11 protein-coding genes are annotated in these 12,956 nt (G+C 38.4%); 2 read left to right on the plus strand and 9 right to left on the minus strand.

Features of this window, described 5'->3' with window-relative positions:
* The first annotated feature begins 526 nt into the window (after window positions 1-526).
* Window positions 527-1,822: a glutamate/aspartate:proton symporter GltP gene (gene gltP / locus FTT85_RS09290; protein ID WP_180183395.1), complete on the plus strand. Its 1,296-nt coding sequence runs from the start codon at window positions 527-529 to the stop codon at window positions 1,820-1,822.
* Between the two features lie 67 nt (window positions 1,823-1,889).
* Here the strand turns inward: gltP and FTT85_RS09295 are convergent, their stop codons facing one another.
* The 7 genes from FTT85_RS09295 to FTT85_RS09325 form a co-directional block, all read right to left on the minus strand.
* Window positions 1,890-2,333 carry a DUF3887 domain-containing protein gene (locus FTT85_RS09295; protein WP_180106435.1) on the minus strand — a complete coding sequence of 148 codons (444 nt, stop codon included), beginning with the start codon at window positions 2,331-2,333 and terminating at the stop codon, window positions 1,890-1,892.
* A gap of 197 nt (window positions 2,334-2,530) precedes the next feature.
* Window positions 2,531-2,866, minus strand: coding sequence for a hypothetical protein (locus FTT85_RS09300; RefSeq protein ID WP_180106433.1), 336 nt, complete (start codon window positions 2,864-2,866; stop codon window positions 2,531-2,533).
* A gap of 225 nt (window positions 2,867-3,091) precedes the next feature.
* Window positions 3,092-6,076, minus strand: coding sequence for a DNA gyrase subunit A (gyrA, locus tag FTT85_RS09305; protein ID WP_180183396.1), 2,985 nt, complete (start codon window positions 6,074-6,076; stop codon window positions 3,092-3,094).
* 290 nt (window positions 6,077-6,366) lie between these two features.
* The gene (locus FTT85_RS09310; RefSeq protein ID WP_257232137.1) at window positions 6,367-6,804 is read right to left on the minus strand and encodes a hypothetical protein; all 438 of its coding nucleotides are present in this window, start codon (window positions 6,802-6,804) and stop codon (window positions 6,367-6,369) included.
* Between the two features lie 648 nt (window positions 6,805-7,452).
* Window positions 7,453-8,385: an FAD-binding protein gene (locus FTT85_RS09315; protein ID WP_180009984.1), complete on the minus strand. Its 933-nt coding sequence runs from the start codon at window positions 8,383-8,385 to the stop codon at window positions 7,453-7,455.
* 18 nt (window positions 8,386-8,403) lie between these two features.
* Entirely contained in the window at window positions 8,404-9,156 is a 753-nt protein-coding gene (locus tag FTT85_RS09320; protein ID WP_078192067.1) for an electron transfer flavoprotein subunit beta/FixA family protein, read from the minus strand.
* Between the two features lie 526 nt (window positions 9,157-9,682).
* Entirely contained in the window at window positions 9,683-10,288 is a 606-nt protein-coding gene (locus FTT85_RS09325) for a LysE family translocator (protein ID WP_180003342.1), read from the minus strand.
* 113 nt (window positions 10,289-10,401) lie between these two features.
* On the opposite strand from FTT85_RS09325, the gene FTT85_RS09330 reads away from it, so the two are divergent.
* Window positions 10,402-10,896, plus strand: coding sequence for an Lrp/AsnC family transcriptional regulator (locus FTT85_RS09330; RefSeq protein ID WP_078190405.1), 495 nt, complete (start codon window positions 10,402-10,404; stop codon window positions 10,894-10,896).
* 453 nt (window positions 10,897-11,349) lie between these two features.
* On the opposite strand, the gene FTT85_RS09335 is transcribed toward FTT85_RS09330, so the two are convergent.
* Window positions 11,350-11,721: a hypothetical protein gene (locus tag FTT85_RS09335; protein WP_218949190.1), complete on the minus strand. Its 372-nt coding sequence runs from the start codon at window positions 11,719-11,721 to the stop codon at window positions 11,350-11,352.
* Between the two features lie 279 nt (window positions 11,722-12,000).
* Window positions 12,001-12,918 (minus strand): tyrosine recombinase XerC, encoded by a 918-nt coding sequence (locus FTT85_RS09340; protein ID WP_180026696.1) that lies wholly within the window; start codon window positions 12,916-12,918, stop codon window positions 12,001-12,003.
* Between the last annotated feature and the right edge of the window lie 38 nt (window positions 12,919-12,956).

The following is a 12,956-nucleotide window of genomic DNA, read 5'->3' on the forward strand; positions in this document are numbered from 1 at the left end:
TGTTCAAATGGCTATTCTACGTTTGATTGGTTTTGGAAAAAAAGAAGAATTTAAGAAAGTGCTAGCAATTTTAAGAAAGAAAAAGCCTGATAGGACAAGGATCCTATGAAATTTGTCGTGTACAGAGGTGTGATTTATAGAATTTTCACTGATTTATCTGCCTGACAAGTATAAAGCAAACTTCTATATAAAAATGAAAAATACAGGCTCACATTTAGTTTTTCGATCTTTCTAGGTAAATCAGAGATGTTGTGAAGCGTTTATTAATAACTCAATTTTATTCGTTTTATAAATTAAAATTAACAATCAAATCGTTTATACGACTAAAAATGATAATTTACCGATCAAACAGTTTGGTTTTGATCAAAATCGTTGGCTGTATTCTCATATAAACTGCAAAATATTATCGTATTTATCTCCCAAATTATTCAGAACTTTTTGTCATGGCGGATTCAGTCTGTCTGCAACATTTGTTCGTGGATGACTGTGGGCTTTTTTCTCCCAAATCTGACATAAGAGCTGATGTATGAAAAAGATTAAGGTGAGCCTTGCCTGGCAAATCGTGATTGCTCTCATTCTAGGTATACTTGTTGGTGCTTTCCTACACTATTCTCCTGAATATCGTGATGCTTTAGTTAATAACTTTTTGACGCCTTTGGGCTCAATTTTTATTAACCTCATTAAGATGATCGTTATTCCGCTTGTTGTGTCGATGCTTATTTTAGGTATTGCCAATACAAGTCACGATAGTAACTTAGGTAAACTAGGTTTCAAAACAATTATTTATTTTGAAATCATTACCACCGTTGCTATTTTAGTCGGTTTAGTTGCAGCCAACGTATTCCAACCTGGTGCCGGCATTGATATGTCTGCATTGACGCAAGTCGATATTTCAAAGTATCAAGAAACAACACATGAAGTCAGTGAACATTCTCATGGTTTGATTCAAACAATACTTTCACTTATTCCATCTAACTTTTTTGCAGCTTTGACTAGTGGTCAAATGCTCCCAATCATCTTTTTCTCTGTGATGTTTGGCGTAGGTTTAGGTGCGCTTGATCAGGAAGTAAAACAACCTTTAATTAAAGTGTTGACCGCTGTTTCTGAAACGATGTTTAAAGTTACGCATATGATCATGATGTTTGCACCTATTGGTGTATTCGGCTTGATTGCTGCAACTGTTGCGAATTTCGGCTTCAGCTCTCTTGTGCCACTGCTTAAGCTCGCAGTTTTAGTTTATGGTGCAATCTTCTTCTTTATTTTCATTGTATTAGGTGCAGTTGCTAAATTCAGTGGCTTCAGTGTTTGGGCCATTATCAAGATCTTAAAAGATGAATTGATTCTCGCGTATTCAACTGCAAGTTCTGAAACTGCCCTACCCCGTATTATGGAAAAAATGGAAGCTTATGGTGCTCCGAAACCGATTACCAGTTTCGTAATTCCAATTGGCTATTCATTTAACCTCGATGGTTCGACCCTATATCAAAGTATTGCGGCTATCTTTATTGCTCAGCTTTACGGGATCGATCTGACAATCACCCAACAAGTGATTCTAGTACTGACCTTGATGATTACCTCTAAAGGGATTGCAGGTGTACCTGGCGTTTCTTTCGTGGTCTTGCTGGCGACTCTTGGCAGTGTCGGTATTCCTCTTGAAGGTCTGGCATTTATTGCGGGTATTGACCGTATTTTAGATATGGCACGTACTGTACTGAATGTAATTGGTAACGCGCTTGCGGTACTGGTGATCAGTAAATGGGAAGGCCAATTTGATACTGAAAAACAAAAAAATTATGCTGCTAATCTAAAAGATGCCGCTTAATTTTATGTCATAAAAAAGGACGCTTAGGCGTCCTTTTTTACAGCTTTTTTTTATTTTTTACCTAATTTTATTTATTTTTTTCACCAAAAACTGAAATATTAAAATCTCGAATTTTGTTACTTCCTGCGGGTTTATCAAAACTTACATCATACTGTACTAGGTTTTTATTGGTATAACCGTACTCATAAGTGACCGTATATAAAGACGGTTTTTCAGTCGATTTTTCAATGTGCTTAGCCACTATATTTTTGCGTGAGTAATCTTGTTTCGGAATACCTCGTGCAAATTTACGCAGCTCTTTTTCATTCTGTTCAAACTTCGCTTTGAGTTCTGGTTCAAAGTAAGTGTACAGCTTATCAAAATTGCCTTCACGTAATTGATCATAGGCAGCTTGGGCAACTTCAGTCTGTTCAGCACTTGGGTCTGGTATTGCATTTAATGCTTTTTGGCCAATTTGGTCACAACCTGACAACGCTATGACACAACCTAGTAACAAAAAATTTGCCTTCATAACCACACTTATTCCTAATTTAAGCTTTTGAGTATATATAAAACTTCAAAGTTGATATTAAAATTAAGATATCTCTTTAACTTTTCTCTTTCCAACTTGTTGACAGTACATTAAATTAAACTCTGTTCACTTACGCAAGGTAAATGAGCTTCACTTTTTATGTATTTAAATAAAGTACCACTGAAAATTCTAAGGGTTTATTTAAGTACCAACTTTAGATGACTACCGATAATTTTAGCCAAAGGATCATCTTGTTTAAATAATACGGTGTAAAATACAGTTTGCTGCTCGTATTCATACTTAAGGTTTGCTTCAATTAGTTCACCATGCACACTATTTTTAATACTTTTATATTCCAACATTTTATAATCTAAAACTTTTTCAAAATATGGAATATATGAAGATATTTCTGGCAATAATGTTGGATCTTCTAACAAAGCTTGATAAAACTTCTCATCTGTTATTTTCTGGATTTGATCTAAATCTTTATCACGTATAGCAACATACAATTGCTCAATGTGTTTAAGTTGCAAAGGTGTCAGCTTATAAGGAATAGATGATTCTTTTTTATACCTTCATTAAACTCTACAGACGTCGGCTCACTACATCCCATTAATGCAAAACAAATGACTATTCCTTTGGTTCTAATTAATTTTTTGAAATACATTTAAGTCACTATTCTTGTTTATATAAATTTTTGTTAATACTATTCATCTATCAAAAAGGACGCCGTAGCGCCCTCTTTTCTCAATCTTCAATTAGTCTTCTTCAGGCTCATTGAAATCTGATTCATTGTCATTTTGATCAATAATCGTTGAGTCATCTACAAGTTGCTCAGTTTCGATTGCTTCCACTTCTTCAAAAGTTTCGTCTTCTTCAACTGCTTCGATCGCCACAACACCGACTAAGATTTCGCTTTCACCTAAACGGATCAAACGAACACCTTGAGCATTACGACCTGTTTGTGCCACTTCAGACGCACGTGTACGAACCAACGTACCGCCATCTGAAATTAACATTAGCTCTTTAGACGCATCAATCGCTACCGCACCAACAAGTTCACCGTTACGTTCAGATGTTTTGATTGCAATAACACCTTTACCGCCACGTTTCTTGGTTGGGAAGTCATCTACTGGTGTACGCTTACCATAACCATTGGCTGAAGCACAAAGCACTTCACCTGTTTCTGGAACAACCACCAATGACACAATACGGCTAATGAGAGCTGAATCAGAGGTATCTTCATCATCAGACTCCACATCCGCATCCTCAGCGTCTTCTGCTTGAGCAGCGGCACCAATGGTCACGCGCATACCACGAACACCTTTGGCAGAACGACCCATTGAACGCACGTCAGTTTCTGCAAAACGAATGGCTTTACCTTCGTTTGAGAACAACATGATTTGTTGTTCGCCGTCGGTAATGGCAACACCGATTAAGGTGTCATCACCATTAAGTTCAATCGCGCGTAGACCGTTTGAACGAACATTCGAGAATTGTTCTAACTCAACACGTTTAATCGTACCGTATTCTGTTGCCATAAATACGTAGAAGTTTTTACGAACGGCTTCCGCTTGCTGTGCAAAGTCATTGATGATTTCATCATCAAGATCAGTCGTAGATAACTCTAGACCCAATTGTTTCAACTGAATACGAAGTGCGTCAGATAAATCATCTGCGCCGTCTTCAGTCTCAGCAAGCGCAGCTTCTAAGCCAGCAAAATGACTATTAATCACTTCATTGGTTTGTAGCTGTGCACTATTGGCTTTAACAAATGCTTTAAAGTCCGCCAAACGTTCTTTAAATTTCTTCGGCGCATCGACCACAGGTAAAATAGCGGTGATGGTTTCGTTTTCATCTAATGGCAATAGGTTAACCATTGGACGACCTTTCGCACCACGAGATGCTTGAGGTACTTCATAGACTTTCAGACGATAAACTTTACCTACATTGGTAAAGCAAAGCACTGTTGCGTGGTTTGAAGTCACGATCAAATGTTGGATGTAATCGTCTTCTTTCATTGAAGTTGCAGACTTACCACGTCCACCACGACGCTGTGCAGCGTAGTCTGACAATGGTTGAGTTTTTGCATAACCTGATTTAGAAACAGTCAGTACCATTTGCTCTTCAGGGATTAAATCTTCACGAGAGAAGTCGATACGTGATTCCACGATATCGGTACGACGTGCATCGCCATATTGTTGAAGGATTAAAGCCAATTCTTCTTTAATCACGTTCATCAACAAGTTGAAATCGTTCAAAATTGCAGTATATTCAGCAATTTGACCAAGAATTTCTGTATATTCAGCTTGTAACTTGTCTTGTTCTAGACCGGTTAAGCGATGTAAACGAAGTTCTAAGATCGCACCTACTTGGGTTGGAGACAGACGATAAATATCACCTGTTAAACCAAATGGACGTGCTGGATCTTCGCCTTCAATTTCATCTGGTCGGACAGATACCGCGCCTGCTTTTTCAAGCAAGGCAACAACACCACCGCCTGCCCACTCGCCCGCTTGTAAACGTTCACGTGCTTCGCTAGGGTTTGCAGATGTTTTGATGGTTTCAATGATCGCATCGATATTTGCGAGTGCAACCGTCAAACCTTCTAAGATATGTCCACGTTCACGTGCTTTACGCAGTTCGAACATGGTACGGCGTGTAACCACTTCCTGACGGTGACGGATAAACGCTGCAATAATATCTTTCAAGTTCATTAACTTAGGCTGACCATTATCGAGGCAGACCATGTTAATGCTGAATGAATTTTCTAATTGGGTATTTTGGAATAAGTTATTTACAATCACTTCAGCGTTTTCACCACGCTTCAAGTCAATTGCAATACGCATCCCTTCTTTATCTGATTCATCACGAAGTTCAGAAATACCTTCAAGTTTTTTCTCTTTGACCAACTCAGCAATACGTTCAATGGTTTTTGCTTTGTTGACTTGATAAGGAATTTCAGTGAAGACAATCGTGCTACGACCCGATTTTTGGTCTTCTTCAATGTGATATTTACCACGGATATGCAAACGGCCTTTACCAGTACGGTACGCATCGACAATGCCAGATTTACCGTAAATGATACCGCCTGTAGGGAAGTCTGGACCAGAAATGTGTTCCATTAACCCTTCAATACTGATGTGCGGATCGTTGGCATAAGCAAGACATGCATTAATAACTTCTGTCATATTATGCGGAGCCATGTTGGTTGCCATACCTACAGCAATACCAGCTACACCGTTAATCAACAAGTTAGGCACACGTGTTGGCATGACTTGTGGAATACGCTCAGAACCGTCGTAGTTGTCTTCCCACTCTACGGTATCTTTCTCAAGATCCGCTAAAAGTTCGTGGGTCAATTTACGCATACGAACTTCGGTATAACGCATTGCTGCTGCACTGTCACCATCGACAGAACCGAAGTTACCCTGACCATCAACCAATTGATAGCGTAAGCTGAAATCTTGAGCCATACGAACAATAGTTTCGTATACAGCTAAGTCACCATGTGGGTGATATTTACCGATGACGTCACCGACTACACGGGCAGACTTTTTGTAAGCTTTGTTGTAGTCATTGCCCAATTCGTGCATTGCAAAAAGCACACGACGGTGAACAGGTTTGAGACCATCTCGGACATCTGGCAACGCACGTGACACAATCACGCTCATTGCATAATCGAGATATGAGCTCTTCAGTTCATCCTCAATGGCAATCGGTCTAATTTCCGATACGCTCATGCATACTCCTTGTTATACAAGCAGAATTCTGCCCGCATTTATATATCGTAAATCTGTAAAAATTAGTTCAAAAAACACTGAACCAATATCAAAAATCAAGTCGGACAGTATAGCATAAAAACCCTGATTTTTGTGCCAATCATCTTGCACTAGAACCATGATTTTTTGTATTTATTTTAAGCATTTTGATTTTATTTGCTGTGAAAAAAACCTCTACGAATAGAGGTTGTTTAATGTTCAAAATATTTCTTTTCGAAGCTTCAAATTTAGCCCTATAAATGTGATAAAAATCACACTTTATGATATTGCATGACTTCTAATTCTTGAGGTACATGATCCTGCTGCATCCATGGGTATGCTGTTAAAAACAAACCTAAAATAAGCGGAAACTCATAAACTTCTTCGATGAAATCTTTATAAGCCAAATCGTACAAAAATAAAAAACTAAGACTTCGACTATGCTCAACTGCATCAGAAATAAGTAAGCCCAATATCACCAAGCCTAATGGACAAATTGGCAAAGCCAAGGTTTTTAGTTTATGTACAATTTCTTGACGCAAATAAGGCGAAAATAGCATAAAGACGACTGGTGCAATCATGAATACCGAAATTAAACGAAAATACGGTTTAGGCGCATCAGGGAAATAGTCACGCCCCCCAGCTAATGCTACGACCAAATAGCAACAACCACCATGCGACAGCCCACAACCAAAATTGTTTCTTTCCATCTTGCATTTCAAGTGGTCGAATATAGAAAAAAGTAAAAATCGCAAAAAACAGCAATAACAATGCTTGGACCGATTCAACTGCTGTAACAGTCATTCCATCAAATAAAGGAAAAGAGATACTTTGTAAAACAGGAAAAAGTAAACAGCAGATCATCAGCACCAATACACTGACTGGTAACTGAAAATCAAATTTCAAAGGGAGACTCAGCCTAAAGGGCAAGTTCAATAAAAAAGCAATGTTAACACAAAATATACAATCCTTTAAGCTTGCTTTAAGTTTAAGATTCAAACTTGAAGGATAAATTTTTATTATTTTATTTTAAATCTTTGTATTTTTTATAATTTATTAATTTCCATCCTATTACCAAGCGATTGCGCCTGCTTACTTACCATTTAAGTTTTAACATACAAATACCTTACGCTACAGTAGTGTCTAATACCAATAATAAGAAACACTATATGAATTTTGAACTACTAAACTAAGAATCCACTACCCTCATAAGCATGAAACATCTAAGTGCAATTTATATATGTACATTTACGTATAATTAATCGATTAAACATTGCCAAGAAGACCTACTAATTCTTCAAACAATAAAAACGCCCCTAAACCATAAGCTTAGGAGCGTTTTGAACTGCGTTCAGAAATTAGATTTTAGATACTAATTCTGGAACTACAGTGTTCAAGTCACCCACTAACCAGTAGTCAGCTACTGAGTTAATTGGCGCTTCTTCGTCTTTGTTGATCGCAACGATCACTTTAGATTCCTTCATACCTGCCAAGTGCTGAATCGCACCTGAGATACCTACAGCGATGTACAAGTCAGGAGCAACGATTTTACCTGTTTGACCCACTTGCATATCGTTTGGTACGAAACCAGCATCAACTGCTGCACGAGATGCGCCTTGCGCAGCACCAAGCTTGTCCGCTAATGGATCAAGAACAGTGTGATAGTTTTCACCTGAACCAACACCACGACCGCCTGAAACAACAATACGCGCAGCTGTTAATTCTGGACGTTCAGATTTCACGATTTCTTCAGAAACGAACTTAGAAATACCAGCATCACCAGTAGATGCAACAGCTTCAACTGCAGCAGAGCCGCCTTCGCTTGCAACAGCATCAAATGCAGTACCACGAACAGTCGCAACTACAACAGACTCGCCAGACTCTACAGTTGCAATCGCGTTGCCTGCATAGATTGGACGTTTGAAAGTTTTAGGACCTTCAACAGCAATGATGTCAGTGATCATGCTTACGTCAAGTAGCGCAGCAGCACGTGGAAGTACGTTTTTTCCTGTTGTCGTAGAAGCAGCAAGGATGTGAGAATATCCCGCACCGATAGAAGCAACTAATTTAGCAACGTTTTCAGCCAATTGATTAGCATAAGCTGCGTCGTCAGCAAGCAATACTTTGCTTACACCCGCAACTTTAGCTGCTTGGTCTGCAACTGCTTGAGCGCCTGAACCAGCTACTAATACAGTGATATCACCACCGATTTTTTGCGCTGCAGCAACAACGTTAAGAGTTGCACCATTTAGTGCTTTGTTGTCGTGCTCAGCGATAACTAAAATACTCATGATTTTTATCCTTCTGTATTAGATCACTTTCGCTTCGTTTTTCAATTTATCTACAAGCTCGTCTACAGACTTCACTTGTACGCCCGCTTTACGTTCTGCAGGAGCTTCAACTTTAACAGTTTTAAGCTTAGTCGCAGGTGAAACGCCATAATCAGCAGGTGACTTAGTATCAAGCGGTTTTTTACGCGCTTTCATGATGTTTGGAAGAGCAGCATAACGTGGCTCATTCAAACGCAAGTCAGTGGTGATAATTGCAGGAAGTGCAAGTTCAACAGTTTGTAAACCACCGTCAATTTCACGAGTCACTTGTACTTTGTCGCCTTCAACTTTAACTTCTGAAGCGAAAGTACCTTGGCCAGCACCTAAAAGCGCGCCAAGCATCTGACCAACTTGGTTAGAGTCGTCATCAATTGCTTGTTTACCAAGAAGGATTAATTGAGGTTGTTCAGCGTCTACAACACCTTTTAGGATTTTTGCAACTTCAAGTGCACCTAACTGGCTGTCGTCAGCTTCAACAAGGATACCGCGGTCTGCACCAAGCGCCATAGAAGAACGGATTTGTTCTTGAGCTTCTTTAGGACCAATAGAAACAACAACGATTTCTGAAACAGTTCCTTTTTCTTTTAAACGAACCGCTTCTTCCACTGCGATTTCACAGAACGGGTTAATTGACATTTTAACGTTCGTTAAGTCAACACCACTGTTGTCCGGCTTAACGCGAACTTTAACGTTGGCATCAACCACACGTTTTACAGCAACAAGAGCCTTCATGTAATCCTCGGCTGTTTTAGCAAATGTAAATGTTGAGAAAAGTTATATTAACTCTTCACTTTAAATTTTTTAGGTGCCCTATCTTGCAATGTGTACGGCATTTCGGTCAAGTCACAATTATCGAAAGACCTGTAAAAAAGCGTAATTTCCTTGAACTTATCGTTCACATTTTTTAAAGAATGCTTCAGTTATTCAAAAAAACGCATTATTCAGTTATTTTTTAAGCATTGATTTTTATTATTTTTTTACTTGATTTAGCTCATCAAAAGATCTGATTTAATATCAATTTTCGATCAATCTTTCTGAAATAGAGCTTTCCCTCTACACATTCGGCAACATATCTAAACTTGTCATTTAAGATAGAAGCATAATGAATTTAGTGCTGATTTCACTTTTCTGAAGCTAATTGGCGTGTTTTTCTCCATTTATCATTCTTAATATCTGTCAAAAGTCAGCACATATAAAAAACCTTCGCTTTCACGAAGGTTTTAGTTAAGGCATTTATTTCTATTTACATTTGCTGTTTTTAATTGGCAATTAACCACGTCGCAGCAAGAGCCAATAAACCGCCTGATGTACCATCGATCCACTTTTGTTTGCGTTCATCAATTTCAGTTTTTTGTGTAATACGTGCAAAGACTACACTCAAACTACAATACACTACAAAAATTAGCCCAATAAAAATGAAGGACAAAATCAAACCTTGACTCACGGTACTCGCTGATTTATCGATAAATTGCGGCAAAATTGCAAAATATATCAACATTCCTTTCGGGTTCAGTAAAGCCGTAAAAAAGCCTTTTTTAATCGGGTTGGACGCTGACTTTTTCTCAATACTTAATTTTTTACTGCTAAATACTGAACGTAGCAAATGCGTTGCCAAATATAAAAGATAAGCAATCCCCAACCAGCGGATTATTTCAAAGAGTAGTGGAAATGACACGATAATCGCAGCAATACCCAATGCCACCAAAATCGAGTGAACCAAGTAACCTGAGCATACCCCCACTGTTGCCATCATGCCTGCTTTTGCATCCTTACCCATCACTTGTGACAGGATAAAAAGCATATCGGGTCCTGGTGTGAAAATAAGGGGAATTACCGTTAAGGCAAACAAAGCAAATACAGACATTTCAATTTTCCCTTTCTATGTCCTGAAAGTGAAATTAGTATGTTTGAATCGCTTTAAAATAGGATATCAAATATTCTATAATAGATATTATTTTTAGAATTATATTCTATTTTATGAAGACATCTTCTAAGTCAATTCTAGTTAAACTAGATCGTATTGATAAAAATATCATTCGCGCACTTCAAAATAATGGCCGCATGCAAAATAATGACTTAGCCAAGGAAATTGGACTCTCGCCTTCTTCTTGTTTACGTCGGGTCAAATTACTCGAAGAAGCAGGTGTGATTCAGAATTACACCACCGTGGTCGATCCACAAAAGATTGGCTTTCAATTGATTTTATTCTCTCGTATTTGGTTGACTGGGCAAGATGCTGAAACCATCGATACTTTTATCGAAGCGATGAAAGAACTTCCTCAAGTCATGGAGTGCTACATTATTTTGGGTGAGTGCGATGCAATGCTCAAAGTTGTAGTTCCTGACCTAGAAAGTTACCGTAAATTTCAGTCTACTCACTTAACCAAGAAAAATGGCATCACTAGTGTAAAGACTGATTTACCTAGCCAAATCATCAAACAAAGCTTCCAGTTACCGTTAGAAGATTTGTAACCAAACAATTGATCTGCCAACGAGCAACTCAAGCATTAGAAACGACGAGGCTGATACTACAAGAATGACAACGTAGTAACGCAGTTATTCACAGCCTCGAATGCAAAAACCTAGCTATGCGGTATTTCATTATATTTTAAGCAAAGAAAAATAATGATTTGCGGCAAATGAACGAACACAATCTAAGGAGCCTTTGAGCTTAATTTCTTAAACAAGAATACGACTGATTGGATTTACAGGCTCTCGCTATCAAAACTGAGCGAATTGATTACTAAGCAGCGAAACGGATTGGCATTTAGAAATTTTTGTTTAGGCAACTAAGCTATGCAAAGAAGATCAATACTCTAACGCGCTGCACAAAAGCAAATCAAGATGTCATGCTGTAAGTAATATAAGGGCTAAACATCCAAATCCAATGAAGATAGCCCATGAGTTGTATATTTTCCGGATAGTTTAGGCTGGCTGATTTTCCAAAAAGTCACGATGGATGTGGCTTAGGTCAATAAGTTCATATTGTGCCAAATCAAAAATACGCCAAATGGTGAGGGCATCTTCTTTACTGTCAAATTTAGCAGTTGCTTTATTGGTAAGCTGCCATTGTTTATCCGAAATCCAAATAAAGTATTGGCCCGTCGCCGCATTAAACGCCTGAACTTTACCATCGGCATTAATCCCTTGTAGCTGCGCACCTTCAGGCAATACAGCTTCTACTTCAGGCAAACTGATTTCAACAAAGTGTTTGATCTGGCGTAAGCCGTATCCTGCAAAAATTTCTTTTTGCTGACCATTTAACTGGTCATATTTTTCTTGAATATCTGAAATCATGGTATGGCCTATATATTTTTAACGGTACAGCAATTTAGTAAATGGCGAATTTCACTTCGGCACTTACGTCAATTCAATAATGGACAATTTTTATACCCGATAATTTGAATTTTTATAATGCGACAATAGTTCAAAATGTCGGTCAATTTTACCAATATTTTTTCACATCCTTGTTTAATTTTCATGAAGTAGACCACTTTAGGATGCAAAATGTGAAATCTAGCCTGTGAATTTAAGCAAAATTTAGACCACTGAGTACCAAAGTCGTTTTTGCAATTGTTACGAATCTTTATGCTGTGCCCTTGGATGGGCCTGATCATACACTTGTGCCAATCGATCAAAATCCACATGGGTATAAATTTGTGTAGTGGTTAAATTACTATGACCCAACATTTCTTGTACAGCACGCAAGTCACCGCTATTGGACAACATATGGCTAGCGAAGCAATGTCGTAATAAATGCGGATGTAAATCGACATTTACACCTGCACGTCGAGCTTGAAATTTAACTCGATTTTCTATTTGTCTTACCCCCAGTGGATTACCTTTTTGAGTGATAAAAACTTGGGCTTCTGGGACAAAATCACCATGCCATGCAGGATATAATTGCAACCAATGCATCACAGCCTCTTTGGCTTTAGAACCAAAAGGTACAATGCGCGTTTTATTCCCTTTACCCGTAATACGTAACAGTTGGCGATTAAAATCAATATCTCGAATGGTTAAGCCCTGCACTTCAGCCAAACGTAAACCACTTGAATAGAGCAGCTCCAAAATCGCTTTATCACGTATCCAAAGCTGCCGTTGAGTTTCACTTTCCGGCTCAGGCTGTTCCATTATTTGTTTAATGGTTTCAATATCGACCAATCCAGGTAAAGGACGTGATTGGCGTTTGAGCTGAAAATCATCTGCAGGATTAAAATTGAGATAATTTCCTTGTTCTGCCCATTTCATAAATTGGCGTATCGAAGATAACATGCGCTGCAAACTACTTGGACTGAGCTGAAACTGTTCCACTTTATGAGCAACAAATTCACGCAGATCTGACTTTTCGACATCATGCAGTGGCAAGTTGCGTATTGTACAAAATTGGAGAAAATCACTGACATCGCGCTCATACGCTTGCAAGGTATGTTTAGACTGATTTTGAATTTCACGTTCCTTCAACCACATAGCCAGTAGTTGACTCTGATCCATCGTCACCTGTCTTCTCCCATTTCAACATGTGCTTTAGC

This window comes from Acinetobacter sp. YH01020 (assembly GCF_013420275.1).
Taxonomy (GTDB): Bacteria; Pseudomonadota; Gammaproteobacteria; order Pseudomonadales; family Moraxellaceae; genus Acinetobacter; species Acinetobacter amyesii.